Raw genomic sequence first — 22,599 nt, 5'->3', positions numbered from 1 at the left:
TCGGCGACGTCCCGGTCAGGGGGTGGCCGCGCCCATCGCCTTCTTCAACTCGGCGGCCGCACCCCGGTGGACGGCCAGCAGGTCCAGGTCGTCCCCCGGATAGTTGACGATCTTCACCTGCCGGGCGCCGGAGTCCGGCAGCACCGTGCCCGTCGACATGTGCGCGTTGTCGAGGACCAGGGCCGGCTTCTTCTTGGAGAGGTCCGCGAGCTGGGCGGGAGTGACGGCCTCGGGCCCGTACGTACCCACCGTCGTGGCGCCCGCCAGCTTCGCCGCCCAGGCGGTGAAGACCTGCGACACGACGTTCGGGCTCTTCCCCTCCGGCCAGGCGCCCTTCAGCTCCTGGGACAGCTTGGCGTACTCCGTGTCGAAGCCGGACTTCCATGTCGCCGCGGCGTCCTCGGTGCCGAACAGCTCGCCCAGCCGGGCGACTTCGGCGCCGACCTTGTCGGCGTCGTTGTCGAGGTTCACCTCGACCAGCTCGGCCGAGGAGCCCGCCGCCTCCTTGATCTTCGCCGCGTACGGCTCGAACGGCGCGTACAGCACGAAGTCGGCCTTCGCCACGGCGGCGAGGTCGGAGGGCTTGGGATCGTAGTCGGGGGCGTGGTGCGTGGACGAGGGCACGATGACCGTGACGTCCTCGGCGCCCGCCGCCTTGGCGAAGGCTCCCTCCCAGGTGGTGGTGACGACCACGACCGGCTTGCCGTCGCGCGGGCGGGCACCGTCGTCGGAGGAGCCCGTGTCACCGCCGCAGCCGGTCACCAGGACCAGGGCCAGGGGCGCGCTCAGTGCGAGGAGGGAAGGGATGCGGAGGCGGGTGCGCGCCATGAGCTGATTCTCCGTTCGGGGACGAGATGGACGGCGAGGACGACCGCCCCCGCCGTCAGGACGAGGACCGGTCCGGGTGGCCAGTCCAGTGAGAGGGCGATGAGGAAACCGGTCAGGTTGACGGTGATGCCGAGGGCGACCGCCCAGAGCGTGATGGACTTCAGGGAGGTGCCGAGCCGACGGGCCGCCAGCGCGGGCAGGAGCGTGAGGGCGTCGACGAGCAGGGCGCCGGTCAGTTTGATCGCCCCGGCGACCGCCACCGCGACCAGGACGAGCAGGACGAGCGTCAGCGCGCGTACCGGCACACCGGAGCACTGGGCCAGCTCGCGGTCGTACAGGAGCAGGGCGATGTCGCGCCGCTTCCACCGGAACAGGCCCGGCACGAGGACGGCGAGCAGCCCGAGCACGACGAGGTCGGCGGTCCCCACGGACAGGATCGAGCCCCACAGCAGGGCGAACGCCCCCGATGCGTTGACGCCCGACACCGCCAGGACCAGCAGTGCGGCGGCGATGGCCAGACTCATCAGGAGCCCCATCGCCCCGGAGAGACCGTCGGGCGTTCGGGCCAGGGGCGCGACCCCGGCGCCCGCGAGGGCGCACGCGACCAGCGCGCACACCATCGGGTCCAGACCGGTCAGCAGGCCGACGGCGATACCGAGCAGCGCCACGTGCATCATCGCGAAACGCACCGGCATGATGTCGAGCCCGACGATCACCACCCCCACCACCGGCAGCCCGACGGCGGCGAGCAGCAGCGCGAAGCCGGCGCGCTGCACCGGAAGCAGCTGAAGGAGTTCGCCCACATCGGCGGCGAGGTTCACCGGACCTCCCGCAGCCGTCCGGCGGCCATCTCCAGGACCCGGTCGCACCGTTCGGCGAGCGCCCGGTCATGGGTCACCACGATCAGCGTGACCGGCAGGGACGTCAGCGCGTCGGCGGCCTCGTCCTGGCCCTCGAAGTCGAGGGCGGCGGTGGGCTCGTCCGCGAGCAGCACCTGCGCGCCCGCGGCCACACAGCCCATCGCCCGCGCGAGGTACATCCGCTGCAACTGGCCACCGGAGAGGGTGTGCAGAGGCCGCTGCCGCAACTGCGCGACCCCCAGCCGGCTGGCCGCCTCGACGGCCTCCGCCGCCGCGCCGCCGCTGGTCAGCAACTCCTCGGCGAGCAGCGGGAACCGGCCGGCCGCGGGCTTCTGCGGGATCCACGCGCAGGCCCTGCGCCGCCAGGCCCACTCCGCCGGCGCCGCGGCGCCGCGCCCGCCCACCCGGATCGAGCCGCTGACCTGCCGGTGCAGCCCCAGGACCGCCCGCAACAGGGTGGACTTCCCCGACCCGTTGGTGCCGGTCAGCGCGACCCGTTCACCCGCCGCGATCTCCAGGTCCACGCCCGCCACCGCCTCGACCCGGCCATGACGGCAGGCGACCCCCCGCATGTGTACGTCAAGCCCGCCCATCCCCTGCCTTCCCGTGGTCCCTGTGGAGTCCGCCCGGGTAGTCGGACGGCGGGGCCGTCCGGTTCCCGGCGTCCGCCCGCGGGTTCCGGGGAACTCAGAGCCCGCCCCAGGAACCCCCCTTCCCCTGGGCTACGTTGGCCCCACAGGGGAGAGAACGCCGACGGGGGAGTGGCGACCGGAGATGGACGTCGAAGAGACGGCTCAGCGGATGATGGACCGCGTCCTACGGGTCGACCACGACCCCGACGCGCTGCGCTGGTTCCTGACCGACGAGGCCGCCGCGGCCGCCGACGACATACGCCGGGCCGGGACCCTGCCGGACGGGAACGTCCTGCTCGTCGCCGTCAACGCGATCGGGTACTACGACTGGTGCCGTCATGTCGCGGGCGAGGCGGCGGACATGGCGGCCCTCGGCTCCGCGGTCCTCTGCTTCCTCGACGTCCACCGCGTCTCACCCGCTCATGTACCGCCCGTCCTCAGCCCGGTGCTTGCGCTCCTCGCGGGCGAGCCCGCGGGAGCCGCCGCCGACCCCGGCGACGCCTACCAGACGGGCGCCGGAATCCTCGCCCTCTACACCCTGCGCCGCCACCCGGGCCCGCTGCCCGCCGCGGCCGCCCTGCTGCGCCACGCCGTCGCCGGGTTCCCCGACGGCAGCGCCGAACAGGGCACCTGCCTGTCCGACCTCGGCCTGACGATGCTGTACGGATTCCGGGACGGCGGCGGACCCGACATCCTCGCCGAAGCCGTCCACCACAGCCGCGCCGCCGTGGCCGCCGCACCCGGAGAGCGCGTCGAACAGGCCCGCAGAGAAGGCAACCTGGGACTCGTCCTCAAGCATGCCGCGGAGGCCGCGGCGGATCCGGCCGTCGCGCGCGAGAGCGTCGACGTGCTGCGCCGGACCGTGCGCGGAAGCCGGCCGGGCGATCCGCACCACGCCCTGCACCTCGCCCTGCTCGGCACCGCGCTCCTCACCGCCGCGGCACAGCTCCACGACCCCGCTCTCCTCCCCGAAGCCGTCGACGCCCTGCGCCGCTCCACCGCCGCGAGCCCGGACCGGCCGCCGCCCGCCGCGCACCTCAACGATCTCGGGATGGCGCTCGTCACCCTCTCGATGGCACCCGGGGACACCCCCGTCGGGCAGGACCGCACCGCGCTCCACGAGGAGGGCATCGCCACCTGCCGGCGCGCCGCCGCCGTGGCGGACAACCCCGTCGAGAGCTCCCTCTACCTCGCCAACCTCGCCCACGCCCTCAACGGCCGTACGGCCGGCACCCGGAACCACTCCGCCCTCGACGACGCGCACAGCGCCGCCCGCGACGCGCTGACCACGGCCCCGCCCGGCCACCCGGCCCACACCCACGCCCAGTACGTCCTGGCCGAGGTCCTGCGCTCCCGGTACGTCGAGACCGGCGTCCTCGCCGACCTGGAGGCCGCGATCGGACACGCCCGGAGCGCGCTGGACGCCACCGGGGCCGACGACCGGCACCACATGGGGCGGGCCTTGGAACTCGCCGCCCTGCTGCGCATCCACGCCCACGCCCTCGGCGGCGCGTCCGACGCGCTCGCCGAACCGCTCGCCCTGCTGCGCCGACTCGCGGCGGCCGCCCCGCCGCACTCGGCCGAGCGCGCCCGCGTCCTGCTCGAACTGGCCAGGACCCTGAACGCGTTGGGGGACGGCGCGGGAGAGACCGCCGAGGCCGCCGCGGCGGAGGCCGAGCGGACGTACCGGGAGTGCCTCGCCCTCACGGAGGCGACGGACGGTGACACGGCGGGAGTGGCGTACGCCCTCGGGCACGCGCTCGCCTGGCGCTCCACCGGCCGGCCCGCGCCGGACGGCACCCCGGACCCGCGCGCCGAGGAGAAGCGGAGCGAGGGCATCGCCCTGATCCACCGGGCCCTCGGCCTGCTGGGCGAGGATGATCCGCGGCGCTCGGAGTATCTGTCCGACCTCGGCTGCGTCCACCTGGAGCGCGCCACCGCGACACGGGATCCCGACGGACACACCGAGTCCGTACGCGTCCTGCGCCTGGCCGTGGCGGCCGTGCCGGGCACCGGCGGGCACGACAGGGCGGTGAGCTGCTCGAACCTCGGCGTCGCCCTGGTGGGCCTCGGCGCTCTGACCGCCGACGAGGCGCTGCTGGCCGAGGGCGTGCGCGCACACCGGGACGCCGTCGCCGCGACCGCACCGGGCGACCACTACCGCGCACACCGCCTCGGCAACCTGGGCGACGCGCTGGAGGACCTCGGCCAGATCCGCTCGGACGTCGGCCTCGTCCGGGAGGCCGTCGAGGTGCTGCGCGAGGCGGTACGGACCTCGGGGCCCACCACGCCCGGCAGGGGCGAGAACTGCTCCCGACTGGGCGCCGCCCTGCGCTCCCTCTCCCGCTTCACCGGCGACGGCGCCCCGCTCGAAGAGGCCGTCCACTGGCACCGCCAGGCCGTCGCCGTGGCGGAGGAGCCCGGCGTTCCCCGCACCGACACGTACGGAAGCGGCACCCGGCACACCTCGACGTCGCGCGCCCGGTCCGGCCTCGCCAACGTCCTCGCCGAACTCCACCAGCGCACCTACGACGAAGACCTGCGTGACGAGGCCCTGGAGCACTACCGCGCGGCGCTCGCGAGCCCGCACGATCCCGGCGAGCGCCACGCCCTCCTCACCAGCTACGGCACGGCCCTGTGCGGCCGGGCCGCCGACACCGCCGACGACACGCTCATGGGCACCGCGATCGGCGTGCTGCGGGAAGCCGCGGCCGCCGTCCCCGCCGACCACAGGGGACGCGCGGGCGTCCTCTCGAACCTGGGCTTCGGGCTCGTCCGACGCTCCCGCCTCACCGGCGACCGCAGATGGCTCGACGAGGGCGTGGACGTCCTGCGGCGCGCGGTCCGGCAGAGCCCGCCGAACTCCTTCGAGCGCGCCGCCCACCTCTCCAACCTCGCCGAGGCGCTGCGGATCCGGTACGAGGCCACGCACGACAGGACCGCCGCAGACGAGGCGGCGGAGCTCCTGCGCGAGGCGACCACCCTCGAACACGGGGAGCGGCACGGCAGGGACATCGCCCGCGTCAACCTCGGCGTCCTCCTCCACCGCACGGCCCTCGGCGGCCCGGGCGACGCCACGGACCCGGAGCTGCTCGCGGAGGCGAGGCGCGTCCTGGAGGAGGCCGTCGCCGGCCTCGACGACCTCCACCCGCGAAGGACCGTGGCCCTGATCAACCTGGCCGGCACGAGCATGATCACCGCGGAAGTGGCCGAGGACCCCGCCGATCCCGCGCTCGAGCCCATGCTCGCCCGCGGGGCGAGCGCCGCCCGGGAGGCACTCGACCGCCTGCCCCAGGGCCACCAGCACGAGGCCCATGTGCAATGGGTCCTGGCCCGCACCGAGTTGGCCCGCGCCCGGCTCGCCGCCGGGCGGCCCCACGGGCCGGGCCCGGCCGGAAGTGCTGTCACAGCCGGTCCCGGGAGCGTCGACCCGCCGGACCTCGCCGAGGCCGTCCGCCTCGCCCGGCTGGCCGCCCGGAGCCCCGTCGCCTCCCTGGCCAAGCGCCTGCTCGCCGCACGTACCTGGGGCGAGGCAGCGGCGGCCGTCGGTCAGGACACCGAGGCCCTCGCCGGGTACACGTACGCCGTCGGCCTGCTGCCCCGCCTCGCCCCGCGCGGTCTCGAACGCGCCGACCAGGAGGACCGGCTGCTCGCCGGCACGGGCCTCGCCTCCGACGCCGCCGCGCTCGCGCTGCGGCTGGGCGACCCGGAGAAGGCGCTCACGCTTCTCGAACAGGGGCGTGGGGTGCTCCTCGCCCAGGGCGTGGAGTCGCGCGGCGACCTCACCCGGCTGCGTGCGGCCGACCCCGCCCTGGCCGCCGAGTTCGAACGGGTCCGGGACTCCCTGAGCGCCGGGCCGCCCCGCCGGGCGTCGCCCACCGACCTCGGACCGGCCGACCCCACGGGCGCCGGGCACGCGGCCGGGCTGCTCGCCGAGTCACGGCACGCCCTCGCCCGCACCTGGGACGACCTCCTCGACCGGATCCGCCGACTCCCCGGCCTCGAGGGCTTCCTGACCGCGCCGCCCGTGACCGAGCTGCTCGGCGCCGCGTCCGGGGGACCGGTCGTCGTGGTCAACGTCAGCCAGTACCGCTCCGACGCGCTCCTCGTCACCGCCGACCGGGGCATCGAGGTCGTCCCGCTGCCCGCGCTCACGCCGGTCGACGTCCTCGAACGGGCCACGGAGTTCCTCACGGCCGTCGACCACGCGTACGGAGACCAGGGGGCCCGGCAGGCCTTCACCGCGATGGGGACGCTGTCGGAGATCCTGGAATGGCTGTGGACCGCCGTCGCGGAACCGGTCCTCGCCCGTCTCGGCCTGCGCACCGCCCCGCGCGACGACGCGTCGTGGACCCGGCTGTGGTGGTGCCCCACCGGATGGCTGGCGCTGCTGCCCCTCCACGCGGCGGGCCGCCCCGACTCCGGATCCCGGTCCGGCTCCGGCGCCGGTGAGAGCGTCATGGACCGGGTCGTCTCCTCGTACACCCCGACGCTGCGCGCCCTGGACCGCGCCCGGCACGCGCCCGCGAGCGCCGCCGGGGGCCTGCCCTCGCCGCTGATCGTCACCCTCGCCGACACCCCCGGCGCACCGTCCCTGCCCGGTGCGTCCCAGGAGGCCGAGCTGCTGCGCGGACTGTTCCCGGCCCACGTCGAGCTCGCGGGCCCGGACGCCACCGTCGAGGCGGTCCGCCAGGCACTGCCCGCCCACCCGTGGGTCCACTTCAGCTGCCACGGGGTCAGCGAGCCGGACAGGCCGTCCGAGAGCGGTCTGATCCTCCACGACGGACGGCTCACCGCTCGCGACGCCGCCGAGCAGCGTCCCCGCGAGGCGGTACTCGCCGTCCTGTCGGCCTGCTCGACCTCCCAGGGCGGCTTCACGCTCCCCGACGAGTCCGTACAGCTGTCCGCCTCGTTCCAACTGGCCGGGTATGCGCATGTGATCGGCACGCTGTGGCCCGTCGCGGACAAGGTGGCGACCAGGCTGACGGAGGAGTTGTACACGGCGCTCAAGGACGACCTCGGACAGGGCCGCCCGATCGATCCGGCGACGGCGCTGCACCGCCCGGTCCGCGAACTGCGCCGGCGCCTCGCCCGCGCCCCGCACCTGTGGGCCGCGCACATCCACACCGGTCCCTGACGGGGCGGGCCGAGGCCTGGCCCTGACGGGGAACGACGGAACGTCAGTCCTGTGCCGTCACCCCGTCGCCCATCGTCGTGTCCATCGCCGTGCCCGAGGGAGCCTGCGGCACGTCGTCCGGCTCCGCCGCGTCGTCGACCGGCCGGTACGTCCGGCGCGCCTCCGAGTACTCGGCGATCAGCGCCTCCAACTCTCGTTCGTCAGACTCGCTGTGATGCTGCGTCATCCCCTGCTCCTTCCTCCTGCTGCTGCCGCTGCGCGGGCGGGACCGGCGGAGCCGACGGCCGCAGCAGCACTTCCAGTACGTCGATGTCGGCGGCCCGCAGATAGACCCCGCCGGTGTCGGGGACCTTCCCGAGGAACCGGCCGTCGGGCGCCATCCGGTACTGGGACTGGAGATAGACGTCACCCGGCTGCGGATAGGCCGAGACCGCCGACCGGGAGCCCAGCCAACCACCCACCCACAGACCGTTCTTGAGCCGGGCGCGGACGAAACAGGACCCGCGGTCGCGGAACAGCGCGTCCCAGGCCGTGGGCGTCGGCTCGTACCGCGCCCGCCGTCGACGCCGGTCCCGTACCGCCTCCGCCCAGGCGATCCCCGACGGCACCACGACCACCAGAAGGAGCGCCGCGAGGCCCGCCTCCCGGGGACGCGCGAGCACCCCGGCGACCGGCCCCTGGCCCTCCCCCGAGAGCAGCCGCACCAGCCAGGGGCCCGCGGCCACCGCGTACACGGCGTCGAGCAGCGCGCCCGCCGCGATGGCCCGCACGATCCGGTTCTGCGGCTCCTGTTCGGCCGCGACGGCCCCGCGCAGATGCTCCCGTACGGCCTGGTAGAAGACCCCGGGCAGCACCAGGATCAGCAGGATCGTCAGCTGCTGCACCGTCCCCGGAACCATCGCTCCCTCTCCCGTCCCCCGCGTCACGAAGTCCCCGGCTCACACCGTACGTCGGTGATCCGCCCGGCGACACGTCAATCCGGGCCAGGGGCCCCGGCCGGGGCGGAGGGGCGCGGGAACGAGGGGTGCCCGGGAACGCATGATCGACAGGATGGCGCGGTTCGCTGCGCCTGGGGGAGGCTGCCGTCGTGAAGATCGTCCTGCTCGGTCCGGTCGAGGCCATGACCGATGACGCGTCGCCGGTCGACATCGGAGGAGTCCGGCTGCGCATGCTGCTGGCCAGGCTCGCGCTGGAGGGCGGGCGGCCCGTCCTCGTGGACACACTCGTCGACGGACTGTGGGGGGCCGACACCCCGGCCGAGGCGGGCAACGCACTCCAGGCGTTGGTGTCCCGGCTGCGCAAGGCCCTGCGGGGCATCGCCACGCTGGAGTCGGTGGCCGGCGGATACCGCCTGTCGGTACGCGACGAGGACGTGGACGCCCACCGTTTCGAGGAGTTGGCGGCGCGCGGCAGGCGCGAGCTGGCGGCCGGGCGCGTGCCGACGAAGCGGCCTCGCTGCTCGGCACGGCCCTCGGACTGTGGCGGGGGCCGGCGCTCGCCGACGTCCTCGACGCTCCCTTCGCCCGCACCGTCGCCACCCGTCTCGACGACGTGCGGGCCGGCGCGGCCGAGGACCGCTTCGACGCCGAACTGCGTCTGGGGCGGTACGCCGAGGTCCTCACCGACCTCGAAGCGGCCGGTTCCGAACGCCCGTTGAGCGAGCGCCTGGCCGGTCTGCGGATGAAGGCCTGTCCGCGGCGGGCGGCCAGTCCGACGCGCTGGCCGTGTACGAGGAGATGCGCGGGCGACTCGGCGAGGAGCTGGGCGTCGACTCCTCCGCCGAGCTCCAGGACGTCCATATGGCGCTCCTCCGCGGCGAGTTGACAACCCCGGCCCATCGTTCCGAGGCCGTGGCCCCGAGCCGTCTCCCGGCCCGCCTGACGAGCTTCGTCGGCCGCGACCGCGAACTGGACCGGGTCGCCGATCTGCTGGCCTCCTTCCGGCTCGTCACCGTCGTCGGCTTCGGCGGCGCCGGCAAGACCCGGCTCTCCCTGGAGGCCGCGGCCCGGCACCGGGCCTACGAGCGCGGCCGGGTCTGGTTCGCGCCGCTGGCCGGTGTGAGTCCCGGGGATCAGCTGGCCGACGCCGTGCTCGGCGCGCTCAGCTCCAAGGACGGACGCATCTACGACGGCGCGCGGTCCCCGCGGACGACGCCGGTCGATCGACTGGCCGAGCTCTTCGACGGCGGCGAGGCCGTCCTCGTCCTCGACAACTGCGAACACGTCGTCGAGGCCGCCGCCGGGCTCGCCGAGGAACTCCTGGACCGGTTGCCCCGGCTGAGGATCCTCGCCACCAGCCGCGAGGCCCTCGCCCTCACGGGCGAGGCGCTCTGCCCGCTCGAACTCCCCGCCCCTTCCCCCGAACCGGCCGAGGCCGGCGACTCGGCCGCCGTACGGCTCTTCGTCGACCGGGCCGTCGGTGTCCGCCCCGACTTCACCCTCGGTGCCCCGGACCTGCGGAGGCTGACCGCCGAGCTGACGGCGACGCTCGGCGAGACCGCGTACACGGAGGCCTACGACCTCGGTGCGACCCTCCCGCGACAGGACGCGCTGGCGCTGCTGACGGGTGAGGGCGCGGAGCGCACATGACGGCCGACCGCGCCGGGCCCGGGGCAGGCCGCCCCGGCCGTCCTGGCCCGGACGCCCCGGACGCCCCGGACGCCCCGCGCCGGACGCCCCGCCCAGGACGCCCCGCGCCGGCCCTCCTGACCCGGCCGTCCTGCCCGGCCCGTACGTCCCGCCCCGGACGGCAACCCGCTCCGTACACTGACGGCCATGGCATGCCGCATCAGTGAACTCATCATCGACTGCGCAGACCCCGACCGGCTCGCCGCGTTCTGGAGCGAGGTCCTCGGCTATGTCGAACTCGCCCGGGAGGACGACGGAAGCATCGAGATCGGACCGGTCGACGCCGGCTTCGGCGGCCCGCAGCCCACCCTCGTCCTGAGCCCCAGCACCGCCCCGCGTACCGGGAAACTCCGACTGCACTTCGACGTCAACGCCACCGACCGCGACCAGGACGCCGAGCTGAAGAGGCTGCTCGCGCTCGGCGCCGAACCCGCCGACGTCGGCCAGGACGGCACCGAGAACTGGCACGTCCTGGCCGATCCCGAGGGCAACGAATTCTGCCTCCTGCACGCCCGGGTCCAGCCCCTCTGACGCCCGCGGGCGCGCCTCAGGTGCCGATGTCACCCCACCCGGTGCGCGGCGGACCGGAACGTGAGCGCGTCGACGGCGTCCTCCAGGGTCGGCTGGTGCAGGCCCAGGGTCTCGGTGGCGATGCCGGAGCGTTCCAGGCGTCGCACGAGTGCGGACAGGAGCATCGGGTCGGCGGCCGGGACGGACAGGGTGCCGGTGTCGCGGTCGTGCGACGGGGTGGCGCCGGTCAGCTCCGTCAGGATCCGGGAGACCGCTTCCCCGTCCCCCGCCAGGCTGGGCCGTACCCGCAACGACGCCTCCCCGGTCCGTCGCGCGACCTCCTCCGGCCGTCCCTCCGCGACGACCCGGCCGCGGTCGAGCAGAGCGACCCGGTCGGCCGAGCCGTCCGCCTCGGCCGGGTGCTGTGTCGTGAGCAGCACGGCCGTTCCCTCCGCCGCGAGCCGCCGGACGGCGTCCCGGAGCGCCCGCCGCGCTCGGACGTCCAGGCCCCTGTCCGGTTCGTCCAGGATCAGCACCCGCGGCCCGGGGGACAGCCGCGCCGCCAGATCGAGGCCGCGCCGCTCGCCGTCGGAGAGCGCGCCGACCGGACGCCCGGCGGCGCCGGTGAGCCCGAAGGCCGCGAGGAGCCTCCCCGACCCCGCGCCTGGATCACCCTCAGGCGCCGCGAGCAGCTCGCGGGCCCGCTCCCGCCGTACGACGTCATGACCGCAGACCGTGACCCGGCCGGCGTCGGGCCGGTCGAGCGCGGACAGGATCCGGACGACCGTGCTCTTGCCCGCCCCGTTCGGGCCGAGCAGGCCCACCACCTCGCCGGCCCGCACCTCCAGGCCGACGCCGTCCAGCGCGCCCGCGCCCCCGTAGCTCTTGACCAGGCCCTCGTCCCGGATGGCGTACGTCATCGTCTCTCCTCGTGCTCGACGGACGCGTCACACGGTGTACGGCCCCGCTGACAGCACGCTGATCGCGGGGTGACAGCCGCGGGAGCCGTACGCCCGGCGGGATCACGACATGTGCCGAGACGGGCCCGGCCCGGCCCGCGGGCCCCGGGAACCGGCCAACACCGATGCCCCGTCCGGTCGTTGGCACGAGCGTCCACCGGCGCGCGGCCGTCACGGACGGCCGCCCGCGCATCCCGGGGGCGTGCGCGTCTGTGCCCCCGCCCTCCCGCACGGCATACTGGCTGGACGATGACGAACCGATCCGCGCCCCGGCGCCACCTGTCCACCAGCCCCTTCGCGGCTCCCGTCGATCCCGTGATCAAGGAGTTCGCCGTCGGTGACCGCGTCTCCCACGATCGTCACGGCCTCGGGAAGATCATCGGCACGGAGCCGACGGGTGCACTGCTCGTCGACTTCGGGGCCACCCAGGTCCGAGTCCTCAGCCCCTACAAGGGCATGCACAAGCTCTGACAGAGCTCCGAACAGCCTTCACGGGACCCGCCCCGGCGTACATCGCGCCGGGGCGGCTTCCGTTCCCGTGGCCGTGCCTACGATGACCCCATGGCAGAACGCGAGGGATCCTCACCTGCGAGCGTGGTGCATCAGCGCACTCCCGGCGCCCCTGAGCTCGCTGCGGCGGCGGGGGTGTTCGCGCTCCTCGCGGACCCGACCCGGCTGCATCTGGTGTGGCTGCTGTCGCGTGGTGAGTCGGACGTCACCGCCCTCGCGGAGGCCTGTGGCGCGGCGCGGCCGGCGGTGAGCCAGCATCTGGCGAAACTGCGGCTCGGAGGGCTCGTCCAGCACCGGAAGGACGGCCGGCGGGTGGTGTACACGCTCCCGGACGGCCATATGCGGCGTCTCGTCGTCGAGGCGATCAACCACGCCGACCACCAGGTGACCGGCGAACCCTGGCACGACTGAACCGATCACCCCACCCTCTGTCATGTGCGCAACTATGCACATGTCCGCTACCGTGGTCACGACCCCCGGAGCCGAACGAGGGCGGGCCCCATGCTGTCCGTGCTGCGTCACCGCACCTACCGTCGCCTCTTCACCGCCCAGGTCGTCGCCCTCGCCGGTACCGGCCTCGCCACCGTCGCGCTGAGCCTCCTCGCGTACGACCTCGCGGGCGCCGACGCCTCCGCCGTCCTCGGGACCGCGCTCGCGATCAAGATGGTCGCCTACGTCGGCATCGCCCCACTGATCAGCGCGTTCGCCGACCGGATACCCCGGCGCGCGCTGCTGGTCGCCATGGACCTCACGCGCGCGGCGGCCGCCCTCGCCCTGCCCTTCGTCACCGAGGTCTGGCAGGTCTACGTCCTGATCCTGCTGCTCCAGGCGGCCTCCGCCGCCTTCACCCCGACCTTCCAGGCGACGATCCCCGACATCCTGCCCGACGAGCGCGACTACACCCGCGCGCTCTCGCTCTCGCGCCTCGCCTACGACCTGGAGAACCTGTTCAGCCCGGCGCTGGCCGCCGCCCTGCTCGTCCTCGTCCCGTCCGGCCTGCTGTTCACCGGCACCGCGGCGGGCTTCCTCGCCTCCGGCGCCCTCGTCGCGTCCGTCCTCCTGCCCACCCCCGCACCGGCGGAGCGGACCGGCGGCGCGTACGCCAGGGCCGCCTTCGGCATCCGGCTCGTCCTGGCGACCCCGCGCCTGCGCGCCCTCCTCGCGCTCGATCTGGTCGTCGCCGCCGGCGGCGCGATGGTCCTCGTCAACACCGTCGTCCTGGTCCGCGAGGTCCTCGGCCGCCCCGTCGGCGACGTCACGCTCGCCCTCGCGGCGTACGGAGCGGGCTCGATGGCCGCGGCGCTGCTGCTGCCCCGCGTCCTGGAACGGGCCGGCGACCGGGCCCTGATGCTCCCCGCCGCCTTCGTGACGGCCGCGATCCTGGCCCTCCTCCCGGCCGGCCTGGCGGCGGGCCCCGGGCCCTGGGCCTGGCCCGCCCTGCTCGCGGCCTGGCTCCTGCTGGGGGCCGCCACCTCCGCCGTACTGACGCCCGGCGGGCGGCTGCTGCGGCGCTCGGCGGGCAGCGCGGACCTGCCCGCCGTCTTCGCCGCCCGGTTCTCCCTCGCCCACGGCTGCTGGCTGCTCGCCTACCCCCTGGCCGGGTGGACGGCCGCGCGCGCCGGCCTCGCGTTCGCCGCCGGCGCGCTGGGCCTCCTCGCCCTCGTCGCGGCCGCCGCCGCCCTGAGGCTATGGCCGCGCACGGACCCGGGCGAGCTGGAGCACCGCCACCCCGAGCTGGCCGCCGACCATCCGCACCTGGCCGGCGCGGGGCGGTGCCACGTGCACGACTTCCGTATCGACGCCCTTCACCCGCGGTGGCCCGCCCCCGTGAAGCGCAGCGTGACCAGCTCGAAGGGGCGCAGGGCCAGCTCCACGGCCCCGTCCTCCCCGCGCGCGGTCCCCGGCGGTACGTCGGCGAGCGGCCGCTCCAGCAGATCGCACACCGTCACCCCGTCCCAGTCGAAGTCGGTGGTCAGACGCGCCCGCACGCGCCCGCCCCGGGACTCGTAGAGCCGGACCACCACATCCCCGCCGCGGTCGTCGGCCAGCTTCACGGCGCTCACCACGACGTCGTCGTCGTCGACGGCGACCAGCGGAACGACCGCCGCGTCGCCCGGTACCCGGCGCTCCGGAAGACTGATCCGGTACCCCTCCCGCACGGCGTCCCCGACGGAGGCGCCCGGCACCAGCGCGTGGCGGAACCGGTGCACCCCCTGGTCCGTGTGCGGATCGGGGAAGCGCGGGGCACGCAGCAGGGACATCCGCACGGTCGTCGTGGTGCCGCCGTCCTCGGACCGTACGGTACGGGTCACGTCGTGCCCGTACGTCGACGCCGTGACCACGGCGACGCCCCAGCCGGGCTCCTCGAAGTGGACGAAGCGGTGGTTGCACGCCTCGAACTTGGCCGCCTCCCAGCTGGTGTTGGTGTGCGTCGGGCGGTACAGATGGCCGAACTGGGTCTCCGCCGCGTAGCGATCGGTGTGGAGGTCGAGCGGGAAGGCCGCCTTGAGGAACTTCTCCGTCTCGTGCCAGTCGACCTCGGTCTCCAGGTCGAGCCGCTTCGCGCCCGCGGCGAGCGTCAGCGTCTGCACCGCGCGCGAGGCCCCGAACGTCCGCGTCACCCGTACGGACACGGAGCCCGCGCTCTCGGCGGCGAGCGCCACCTCGTCCGCCTCGGTCAGATCCGTCACGGTGTTGCGGTAGAACGCGTCGACGTCCCACGCGTCCCACATGTTCGGGAAGTCGGGGTGGATCTGGAGAAGATTGGCGGCCGCCCCCGGAGCCAGCGTCTCCCGGCCCGCGGCATGATCGAGCACCGACACCACCAGGCCGCGCCCGTCCACCGTCACCCTCAGCAGCCCGTTGTCCAGGACGAACCCGCCGCCGGGCCGCTCCTCGGCGGTGCAGCCGCCCGGCGCTCCCGTGACGACTCGCGCCCCGCCCGCCGGCACCCCGGCGCGCTCGTGCGGGGCCGCGTTGAACACCGTCTCGCCGCCCGCCCGCGGATCACCGGCGAGCGCCCGCTGCGCCCGGCCGATGATCCCGTTCAGCTCCTCGGCGACCCCCGCGTACGTCCGCTCCGCCTCGCGGTGCACCCACGCGATCGAGGAACCGGGCAGGATGTCGTGGAACTGGTGCAGCAGCACCGTCTTCCAGATCCGGTCCAACTCCTCGTAGGGGTAAGGGACTTTGGACCGGACGGAGGCGGTGGCCGCCCACAGCTCGGCCTCGCGCAGCAGGTTCTCGCTCGCCCGGTTGCCCTGCTTGGTCCGCGCCTGGCTCGTCAACGTCGCCCGGTGCAGCTCCAGATACAACTCGCCCACCCAGACGGGTGCGTGCGGATACTCCGCCTCGGCCTTCGCGAAGAACTCCGCCGGCCGCTCCCAGCGCACCCGCGCCGAACCCTCCAGATCCCGCAGCCGGGCCGCCTTCGCGACCATCTCGCGGGTCGTCCCGCCGCCGCCGTCGCCCCAGCCGGTCGGGGCGATCGAGTGCCGGGCCCGGCCCTTGTCCTTGAAGTTGCGGACCGCGTGGGCGATCTCCTTGCCCCGCATCGAGCAGTTGTACGTGTCGATCGGCGGGAAGTGCGTGAAGATCCGCGTCCCGTCGATGCCCTCCCACCAGAAGGTGTGGTGCGGGAAGGAGTTGACCTGGCTCCAGGAGATCTTCTGCGTCAGCAGCCACTTCGACCCGGCCGCCTTGATGATCTGCGGCAGGCCGCCCGCGAAGCCGAACGTGTCCGGCAGCCACGCCTCCTCGTTCTCGACGCCGAACTCCTCCAGGAAGAACCGCTTGCCGTACACGAACTGACGGGCCATCGCCTCCGAGCCCGGCATGTTCGTGTCGGACTCCACCCACATGCCCCCGGCGGGCACGAACCGGCCCTCCGAGACCGCCTTCTTCACCCGCGCGTAGACCTCCGGACGGTGCTCCTTGATCCACGCGTACTGCTGAGCCTGCGACATCGTGTAGACGAAGTCCGGCTCGTCCTCCAGGAGCGCCGTCATGTTGGCCGTCGTCCTGGCCACCTTGCGGACCGTCTCGCGCAGCGGCCACAGCCAGGCCGAGTCGATATGGGCATGACCCACCGCGCTGATCCGGTGCGCCGACGGCTCGGCGGGCGAGGCCAGCGCCTCGGCCAGGCGTGAACGGGCCGCCTCGGCCGTGCCGTTGACGTCCTGGAGATCGATCGCGTCCAGCGCGCTCTCCACGGCCCGCAGGATCTCCCAGCGCCGGGCGCCCTCCACCGGCAGCTCCGCCATCAGCTCGCCGAGCACCTCCAGGTCGATCACCAGCTGCCACACGGTCTCGTCGAAGACCGCCAGGTCCATCCGGGCCAGCCGGTACTGCGGCTTGTCACCCGCCGTCTCCTTCGAGCCGAGCTCGGTCGGCAGGAAGGGGTGGTAGTCCAGGATCACCGGATTGGACGCGGCCTCCACATGCAGCAGCACCTCCTCGCCCCCGACCGCGGGGGAGGCGATCCGCACCCACTGGTTGCGCGGGTTGAGGCCCTTCACCGGCGACCCGTCGGGCAGGTAGACCAGCCCCTCGCACTGGAAGCCGGGCATGTTGGCGTCGAAACCGAGGTCGATCAGCGCCTCCACGGTCCGGCCCGCCCAGGCCTCCGGAACCTCCCCGGAGACCGTGAGCCAGCTCGTACCCCAGGGGGCTCCCCAGGCGTCGCCCGCCGCGATCGGGGTACGCGGCGCGGCGATCCCCTCGGCCACCGGGACCGGTTCGTCGGGCGCGGTCCAGATCCCGGCCTCCAGGGGCACCGACTCCGGATGGACCGCCGGGCGGATGCGCTCCTCCAGGACGCGCTTGAGGCGGGACTCGATCAGGGTGCGGTCGTCATGCATGCCAGTCGCTCCATCACGTAAGAGAGGGTGGTCGTCAGGGCCTGTCGACGTCGTCGACGGTGACCGTCTCGGTGATCCCGCGTGCGGTGAGATGATCGCGGTCCGACGCCCGGGACGCCAGTACGGCGGCCGGCCGCGCGCCGTCCGCGGCCAGCCGCATGAACGCCTCGAAGTACGCCCCGCCCGGTGCGCACGTCGAACGCTTCGAGGCCTCGTCCGGCAGGTCGTCCGCCGGTAGGTCGAGGATCAGCGCCGTGGTCCGCGGCTGGGGGCGGGAGGGGCGCTCACGGAACTCCGCCACGGCGTCGGCGAGCGCGCGACCGGCCGGTTTCACCTTGCGGTCGCTCGTCAACAGGCCGAGGCTGTACTCCAGTTCGGGGAAGTCGGCGAGCGCGCGGTCGACGTCGTGGGAGCACCACCAGGTGATACCCCAGAGGTCCGGGCAGTCGAGTGCCGCCGCCACGGTCGTACGGGTGAAGCCGGCGGCCCGGTCGGGCGCGATGTGCGGGGCGGGCGCCCCCACCTCCTGGAGCCACACCGGCCGCCCCGGATCCTCGGCCCACGCCTTCGACAGCTCGATCAGATATGCGGCGTGCTGCCCGGACGCCACGGACTCGGGGCCGTAGCGCTGGGCGGTGCCGTTGAAGACCCAGGAGTGCACGGCCGTCGCCGCGCCGAGCCGGGCCGCCTGGGCCGGCGTGAAGGGGTGGTCGTCCAGATACCAGGCGGCGTCGTACTCCGCGTGGAGATGCAGCCGTCCGGGCGCCGCTCGCTCGCACTCGGCGAGCATGCGCCGCAGCCAGCTCTCGGCCTCGCCCGGGGTGATCCGGTCCGGATCGGGGTGCGGGTCGCCGGAGAACTGGTTGATCTCGTTGCCGAGCGTCATGCCCAGGAAGTTGGGGCGGTCCGCGAGCGCCGAGGCGAGGGTGCGCAGATAGGCGGCCTGGCCGTCGAGCACCGCGGGATCGGTGAAGAGATTGCGCCGGTGCCAGGTGAGCGTCCAGGAGGGCCGGAAGTCGAAGCTGGACAGATGGCCCTGCAGCCCGTCGACGGCGACGTCCAGACCTCGCTCGGCCGCCGCGTCCACCATGTCGCCCAGCTGGGCGACGGCGCGCGGGCGGATCAAGGTGCGGTTCGGCTGGAAGACGGGCCACAGCGGGAAGACCCGGACGTGGTCGAGGCCGAGGGCGGCGATCGAGTCCAGGTCGGCGCGGACGGCGTCGAGATCGAAGTCGAGCCAGTGGTGGAACCAGCCCTGGCTCGGCGTGTAGTTGACGCCGAAGCGCGGGGCGCCGGGCGGAAGGCGCGGGACGTCGGGCGGAGGGGGCGTGCTCGGCATGGGGTCCTTTCCACGGGTCATCCCTTGATGGCGCCTTCCTCGACGCCCTTGAAGAAGAACCGCTGGAGCGCGGCGAACACGGCCACGATCGGCAGGAACGCGATCATGGTCCCGGCCGCGATCAGGCGCGGGTTGGCGGTGAAGGTGCCGTCGAGGTACTGGAGTCCCACGGTGAGGGTGTACCGCTCGGGGTCGTTGAGGACGATCAGCGGCCACAGGAAGTCGTCCCATGCGCCGATGAAGGTGAAGATCACGACCACGCTCAGCATGCCCCGTACGTTCGGCAGCCCCACATGGATCAGCCGCTGCCACACGTTCGCGCCGTCGACGAGCGCGGCGGCGTCGAGCTCGGGCGGAACGGCCTGGAACGCCGTGTACATCAGCAGGACGTTGAGCATGGCGATGGCCCCGGGCAGCGCCACCCCGAGCAGGGTGTCGGTCAGGCCCATGCTGCGTACGGTCACGTACTGGGAGACGATCGTGACCTCCCCCGGCAGCACCAGGGTGGCCACGAAGAGGCCGAGCACCAGCCGGGCGCCGCGGAACCGCAGCCGGGAGAGCGCGAAGCCCGCGAGGGTGGCCCCGACCACGTTGCCGGCCACCGCGACCGCCGCGACGGTCAGCGAGTTGAGGGCGTACGTCCACACCGGGATGGTGTCGGCGACCTGTGCGTAGTTGGAGAACGTCGGGTCGCGCGGCAGGAAGTCCGGCGTACGGGAGTAGACGTCCTCGCCCGGTCCCTTGAGCGAGGTGGACAGCTGCCAGAGGAACGGACCCGTGGTGAGCAGCAGGACCAGCGCGAGCAGCGCGTACCGGGCCGCCTTCGCGGCCGGGCCGGGTGTGCCGAAACCCCGTGACGCTCGTACGGGCATGGTCAGGCCGCCTTCCGGTTCAGCCGGGCGAGGAGCAGCATCGGGCCGATGGTGATCACGAAGAGCAGCAGGCTCAGGGCGGAGGCGTAGCCGATGTGCCCGGTGAAGCCTCGGCTGTACATCTGGATGAGCATGACCACCGACATGTCCCGGCCGCCCGGGCCGCCGGTGCCGTGTGAGAGGACGTACAGCTCGGAGAAGACCCGCAGCGCCGAGACCGATATCAGGACGGAGACCAGCATCATCGTGGTCCGTACACCGGGCAGGGTGACGTGCCACAAGCGGCGCACGGCGGACGCCCCGTCGACGGCGGCGGCCTCGTGCAGCTCGCGGCCCACGTTCCCGAGCGCGGAGAGGTAGATGACCATGTAGTAGCCGAGGCCCTTCCAGACGGTCAGCCCGATGGCGCTGAACAGCAGCAGCCAGCGGTCGGTGAGGAAGTCGACCGGCCGGTCCGCGAGACCGAGCCGTCCGAGCAGGCCGTTGAGGAGGCCGCGGTCGTCCAGGAGCCAGCCCCAGATCAGGGCGACCACGACCGCCGAGGCGACCACCGGCGTGTAGAAGGCGGTACGGAAGAAGGTGATGCCCGGCAGCTTCTTCTCCACCAGCAGCGCGAGCAGCAGCGGCAGCAGGGTCAGCAGCGGCAGGCAGATGAGGAGGTAGACGATGCTGTTGATCAGGGCGTCGGTCAACTGGGCGTCGGTCAGGGCCCGTTCGTAGTTGGCGAGGCCGGTGAAGCGGCCGCCGCCCAGCGGTTTGGCGTTGGTGAACGACAGGATCACGGTGTTCACGGCCGGCCACAGATTGAAGACGGCGAGCCAGACGACGGCCGGTCCGGCGAGCAGCCACGGGGTGAACCAGCGCCGGTGTGTCATGGGGTGCCTTCCGGGGAGGGGGAGCGGCGCCGGGGGAAGACGGCGCCGCTCGCGGCCGGTGGTCGGTGCGTGCCGGAGCTCAGTCCTTCAGGAGCTGATCGGCGCGTTCGACCGCCGTGTCCAGCGCCTCCTTGGAGCCGGCCCGGCCGTTGAGGGCGAGGGCGATCTGCTGGTTGACGACGGTCTTGATCGCCTCGTTGGCCTGGACGGGCTCCAGCATCTTCGCCGTCGCCAGCGACGTGAACGCCGTGACCTTGGCGTCCCCGGCGTTCGTCCCGTCGCTCTTGCTGAAGAAGGAGTCCGAGGCCGAGGCCTTGGTGGACGGGAAGATGCTGGTCAGGTGTGCGAAGGCGGCCTGGTTCTCGGCGTTGGTGACCCAGCGGGCGAGCGCGAGCGCGGTGGCCCGGTTCTTGGTCGCCCTGGAGACCGACAGGCCCTGGACGTACAGCGGCGGGGTGCCCATCGCGGGGGAGGAGACCACCTTGGGCCCGAGGCTCGGGTTGTCGGTGGCGAGCGAGGTGATGTAGTTGCCGCCCGCCGTCGTCCAGGCGGCCGTGCCGGAGGAGAAGAGCTTGGTGTTGCCCGCGTACGTCTCCGTCAGCACGTCCTTGGGCAGCAGCCCCTCCTCGAACGCGCCGCGATAGGTGTCCAGGATCGCGGCTGCCTCGGGGGTGTTGAAGGTGAAGTGCTTCCCGTCGTCGGACATCAGCTTCACCCCGGCGTCGGCGAAGTCCATCAGCCCCGGCTTGCGGCTCATGAGATAGACCTCGCCGCCGGACTTCTCCTTGACGGTCCTGGCCGCCGCGATCAGCTCGTCCAGGGTGGCCGGCGGCTTCTTCGGGTCGAGGCCGTACCGGGTGAGCAGTTCGGAGTTCCAGTAGTTGACGTCGGTGTTGAGGTACCAGGGGTAGCCGTACGTACCGTCGTGGCCGGCGAACCGGTAGGCGGCGGTGCCGCCCTCGACGTAGTCGGCGTCCAGATTCGGATCGGCGCCCGCCACGTCCAGCAGCATGTTCTGCTTCACCAGCGGCAGCGCGAAGTCCGGCGGCAGATTGACCACATCGGGCAGCGTGCCGCCGGCCGCCTGGCTGAGCACCTTCTCGGAGTAGCCGTCGCCCGGCTGGTCGAGCCACTCCACCTCGACGCCCGGGTGCTTCTTCTCGAAGGCGTCGATCACGCCCTCCATGTACGCGGTGAACTTCGGCTTCAGGGCCCAGGTCTGGAGCGAGACCCGGCCCTTCACCTCGCCCCCGCCCGCGCCGCCCGAGTCCTCCGGGGCGTTCGGGTCGCCGAGGCCGCAGCCGGCGAGGGTCGCCGCGGCGACCGCGGCCACGGCCAGCCGTTTCCAGTGGCTGCTTGTTCGCATATGAGAGGTCTCCCGGTCTGTTCTGGCGGACGAGGCAGAGCTACTAAACCGGTCTAGCGATGGGGGACTATGCTCCCGCTACACTCCGCTGTCAAGACAGTGCGCGAGAACGAAGGGGGCGCCCGTGGCCAGACCGACGATCGCCGACATCGCCCGCCGGGCTGGGGTGTCCAAGGGCGCCGTGTCCTTCGCGCTCAACGGCCGGCCGGGGGTGAGCGACGCCACCCGCGAACGCATCCTGCGGGTCGCCGAGGAGATGAACTGGCGCCCCCACAGCGCCGCGCGCGCCCTGGGCGGCGCACGGGCGGGCGCGGTCGGTCTCGTCCTGGCCCGCCCCGCGCGGACCATCGGTCTCGAACCCTTCTTCAGTCATCTCCTCAGCGGACTCCAGGCCGGACTCTCCGTGCGCGGTACGGCCCTGAACCTGCTGGTCGTCGAGGACACGGCGGCCGAGATCGAGGTCTACCGGCGCTGGACCTCCGAGCACCGGGTGGACGGCTTCGTCCTCGTCGACCTCCAGGTCCGCGACCCGCGCATCCCCGTCCTGGAGGAGCTCGGCGTGCCCACGACCGTGCTCGGCGGACCCGGCCGGCACGGCAGCCTGCCCAGCGTCTGGGCCGACGACCGCGAGGCGATGATCTCGATCGTCGACTACCTCGCCGCCCTCGGCCACCGCCGTATCGCGCACCTCGCCGGACTCCCGGCCTTCCAGCACACCCAGCGGCGGATCCGGGCCGTGCGGGACAGCGCCCGGCGCCTCGGCCTCACCGAGGCCGTCTCGCTGCCGACCGACTTCAGCGACGCCGAGGGCGCGGCCGCCACCCGGGCCCTGCTCGCCCGGCCGCAGCGGCCGACGGCGATCATCTACGACAGCGACGTGATGGCCGTGGCCGGGCTCGGTGTGGCCACCGAGATGGGTGTCGCCGTCCCGGGCGACCTGTCCGTCGTCTCCTTCGACGACTCCGCCCTCACCCGCATCGTCCACCCCTCGCTCACCGCGCTCTCCCGGGACACCTTCGCCCTCGGCGAGCAGGTCGCACGGGCGCTGCTCGCGGTCGTCGACGACCCGGCGGCGGCGCGGGACATCAAGAACCCCACACCGCGGCTCACGGTCCGCGAGTCCACGGCGCCGCCCGCCCTTGACCCCGCCAACTAAAGCCGTTTAGCCTCCCGGGCGAGACGGCGACCGTCTCGCCCCCGTACCGCCGCGGTGCACCCGTACCGC

Annotated in this window: 16 protein-coding genes and 2 pseudogenes; 7 read left to right on the top strand and 11 right to left on the bottom strand. The window is 73.6% G+C overall.

What is annotated here, in order from left to right; translation table 11 throughout:
- Window positions 1–15: 15 nt before the first annotated feature.
- Genes ACZ3OF_RS14440 through ACZ3OF_RS14430 form a run of 3 tightly spaced genes read right to left on the bottom strand, consistent with a single transcriptional unit; the run spans window position 16 to window position 2,281 of the window.
- Entirely contained in the window at window positions 16–828 is an 813-nt protein-coding gene (locus tag ACZ3OF_RS14440; RefSeq protein WP_467304756.1) for a metal ABC transporter solute-binding protein, Zn/Mn family, read from the bottom strand.
- Window positions 786–1,649, bottom strand: coding sequence for a metal ABC transporter permease (locus ACZ3OF_RS14435; protein ID WP_361672917.1), 864 nt, complete (start codon window positions 1,647–1,649; stop codon window positions 786–788). Before ACZ3OF_RS14435 ends, ACZ3OF_RS14440 begins: the two co-directional genes overlap by 43 nt.
- Entirely contained in the window at window positions 1,646–2,281 is a 636-nt protein-coding gene (locus ACZ3OF_RS14430; RefSeq protein WP_467304755.1) for a metal ABC transporter ATP-binding protein, read from the bottom strand. Before ACZ3OF_RS14430 ends, ACZ3OF_RS14435 begins: the two co-directional genes overlap by 4 nt.
- Window positions 2,282–2,462: 181 nt before the next feature.
- Between ACZ3OF_RS14430 and ACZ3OF_RS14425 the strand changes: the two genes are divergently transcribed.
- On the top strand, window positions 2,463–7,457 hold the full coding sequence (locus tag ACZ3OF_RS14425) for a CHAT domain-containing protein (RefSeq protein WP_467304753.1): 4,995 nt from the start codon (window positions 2,463–2,465) through the stop codon (window positions 7,455–7,457).
- A gap of 43 nt (window positions 7,458–7,500) precedes the next feature.
- Here the strand turns inward: ACZ3OF_RS14425 and ACZ3OF_RS14420 are convergent, their stop codons facing one another.
- Window positions 7,501–7,683 (bottom strand): hypothetical protein, encoded by a 183-nt coding sequence (locus ACZ3OF_RS14420; RefSeq protein ID WP_361672924.1) that lies wholly within the window; start codon window positions 7,681–7,683, stop codon window positions 7,501–7,503.
- Window positions 7,658–8,356, bottom strand: a complete 699-nt coding sequence (locus ACZ3OF_RS14415) for a DUF6338 family protein (RefSeq protein WP_361672927.1) — start codon at window positions 8,354–8,356, stop codon at window positions 7,658–7,660. Before ACZ3OF_RS14415 ends, ACZ3OF_RS14420 begins: the two co-directional genes overlap by 26 nt.
- Before the next feature lie 337 nt (window positions 8,357–8,693).
- On the opposite strand from ACZ3OF_RS14415, the pseudogene ACZ3OF_RS14410 reads away from it, so the two are divergent.
- Window positions 8,694–10,045: pseudogene (locus ACZ3OF_RS14410) on the top strand (ATP-binding protein).
- A gap of 186 nt (window positions 10,046–10,231) precedes the next feature.
- Entirely contained in the window at window positions 10,232–10,615 is a 384-nt protein-coding gene (locus ACZ3OF_RS14405) for a VOC family protein (protein WP_361672929.1), read from the top strand.
- Window positions 10,616–10,644: 29 nt separating this feature from the next.
- Here the strand turns inward: ACZ3OF_RS14405 and ACZ3OF_RS14400 are convergent, their stop codons facing one another.
- The gene (locus ACZ3OF_RS14400) at window positions 10,645–11,514 is read right to left on the bottom strand and encodes an ABC transporter ATP-binding protein (protein ID WP_361672932.1); all 870 of its coding nucleotides are present in this window, start codon (window positions 11,512–11,514) and stop codon (window positions 10,645–10,647) included.
- A 288-nt stretch (window positions 11,515–11,802) separates the two neighbouring features.
- Here ACZ3OF_RS14400 and ACZ3OF_RS14395 point away from each other — a divergent pair, with 288 nt between their 5' ends.
- The 3 genes and pseudogenes from ACZ3OF_RS14395 to ACZ3OF_RS14385 form a co-directional block, all read left to right on the top strand.
- Window positions 11,803–12,024 (top strand): hypothetical protein, encoded by a 222-nt coding sequence (locus tag ACZ3OF_RS14395; protein WP_260227397.1) that lies wholly within the window; start codon window positions 11,803–11,805, stop codon window positions 12,022–12,024.
- A 90-nt stretch (window positions 12,025–12,114) separates the two neighbouring features.
- Window positions 12,115–12,474 (top strand): ArsR/SmtB family transcription factor, encoded by a 360-nt coding sequence (locus ACZ3OF_RS14390; RefSeq protein WP_361437920.1) that lies wholly within the window; start codon window positions 12,115–12,117, stop codon window positions 12,472–12,474.
- A gap of 90 nt (window positions 12,475–12,564) precedes the next feature.
- Window positions 12,565–13,878, top strand: a pseudogene (locus ACZ3OF_RS14385) (MFS transporter); the annotation flags it as partial.
- Here ACZ3OF_RS14385 and ACZ3OF_RS14380 read toward each other — a convergent pair.
- The 5 genes from ACZ3OF_RS14380 to ACZ3OF_RS14360 form a co-directional block, all read right to left on the bottom strand.
- Window positions 13,869–16,922 carry an alpha-mannosidase gene (locus ACZ3OF_RS14380; RefSeq protein ID WP_361672934.1) on the bottom strand — a complete coding sequence of 1,018 codons (3,054 nt, stop codon included), beginning with the start codon at window positions 16,920–16,922 and terminating at the stop codon, window positions 13,869–13,871. The pseudogene ACZ3OF_RS14385 and the gene ACZ3OF_RS14380 overlap by 10 nt on opposite strands.
- 34 nt (window positions 16,923–16,956) lie before the next feature.
- On the bottom strand, window positions 16,957–18,261 hold the full coding sequence (locus ACZ3OF_RS14375; protein ID WP_467304747.1) for a glycoside hydrolase 5 family protein: 1,305 nt from the start codon (window positions 18,259–18,261) through the stop codon (window positions 16,957–16,959).
- A gap of 17 nt (window positions 18,262–18,278) precedes the next feature.
- Entirely contained in the window at window positions 18,279–19,133 is an 855-nt protein-coding gene (locus ACZ3OF_RS14370; RefSeq protein WP_361672938.1) for a carbohydrate ABC transporter permease, read from the bottom strand.
- 2 nt (window positions 19,134–19,135) lie between these two features.
- Entirely contained in the window at window positions 19,136–20,008 is an 873-nt protein-coding gene (locus tag ACZ3OF_RS14365; RefSeq protein WP_361672940.1) for a carbohydrate ABC transporter permease, read from the bottom strand.
- A 79-nt stretch (window positions 20,009–20,087) separates the two neighbouring features.
- Window positions 20,088–21,374: an ABC transporter substrate-binding protein gene (locus ACZ3OF_RS14360; protein WP_467304744.1), complete on the bottom strand. Its 1,287-nt coding sequence runs from the start codon at window positions 21,372–21,374 to the stop codon at window positions 20,088–20,090.
- A 124-nt stretch (window positions 21,375–21,498) separates the two neighbouring features.
- Here ACZ3OF_RS14360 and ACZ3OF_RS14355 point away from each other — a divergent pair, with 124 nt between their 5' ends.
- Entirely contained in the window at window positions 21,499–22,530 is a 1,032-nt protein-coding gene (locus ACZ3OF_RS14355) for a LacI family DNA-binding transcriptional regulator (RefSeq protein ID WP_361672944.1), read from the top strand.
- The last annotated feature ends 69 nt before the right edge of the window (window positions 22,531–22,599 follow it).

The sequence above is a fragment of the Streptomyces sp. NPDC022552 genome (genome assembly GCF_055561875.1).
The sequence above is the reverse complement of the archived record's forward strand: the minus strand, read 5'-3'. Positions and strand labels throughout refer to the sequence as shown.

Coding starts and splice junctions, on each gene's coding strand:
- ACZ3OF_RS14400 (WP_361672932.1), bottom strand. CDS start 11,514: ATGACGTACGCCATCCGGGACGAGGGCCTGGTCAAGAGCTACGGGGGC.
- ACZ3OF_RS14365 (WP_361672940.1), bottom strand. CDS start 20,008: ATGACACACCGGCGCTGGTTCACCCCGTGGCTGCTCGCCGGACCGGCC.
- ACZ3OF_RS14375 (WP_467304747.1), bottom strand. CDS start 18,261: ATGCCGAGCACGCCCCCTCCGCCCGACGTCCCGCGCCTTCCGCCCGGC.
- ACZ3OF_RS14420 (WP_361672924.1), bottom strand. CDS start 7,683: ATGACGCAGCATCACAGCGAGTCTGACGAACGAGAGTTGGAGGCGCTG.
- ACZ3OF_RS14395 (WP_260227397.1), top strand. CDS start 11,803: ATGACGAACCGATCCGCGCCCCGGCGCCACCTGTCCACCAGCCCCTTC.
- ACZ3OF_RS14390 (WP_361437920.1), top strand. CDS start 12,115: ATGGCAGAACGCGAGGGATCCTCACCTGCGAGCGTGGTGCATCAGCGC.
- ACZ3OF_RS14405 (WP_361672929.1), top strand. CDS start 10,232: ATGGCATGCCGCATCAGTGAACTCATCATCGACTGCGCAGACCCCGAC.
- ACZ3OF_RS14360 (WP_467304744.1), bottom strand. CDS start 21,374: ATGCGAACAAGCAGCCACTGGAAACGGCTGGCCGTGGCCGCGGTCGCC.
- ACZ3OF_RS14370 (WP_361672938.1), bottom strand. CDS start 19,133: ATGCCCGTACGAGCGTCACGGGGTTTCGGCACACCCGGCCCGGCCGCG.
- ACZ3OF_RS14430 (WP_467304755.1), bottom strand. CDS start 2,281: ATGGGCGGGCTTGACGTACACATGCGGGGGGTCGCCTGCCGTCATGGC.
- ACZ3OF_RS14425 (WP_467304753.1), top strand. CDS start 2,463: ATGGACGTCGAAGAGACGGCTCAGCGGATGATGGACCGCGTCCTACGG.
- ACZ3OF_RS14380 (WP_361672934.1), bottom strand. CDS start 16,922: ATGCATGACGACCGCACCCTGATCGAGTCCCGCCTCAAGCGCGTCCTG.
- ACZ3OF_RS14415 (WP_361672927.1), bottom strand. CDS start 8,356: ATGGTTCCGGGGACGGTGCAGCAGCTGACGATCCTGCTGATCCTGGTG.
- ACZ3OF_RS14440 (WP_467304756.1), bottom strand. CDS start 828: ATGGCGCGCACCCGCCTCCGCATCCCTTCCCTCCTCGCACTGAGCGCG.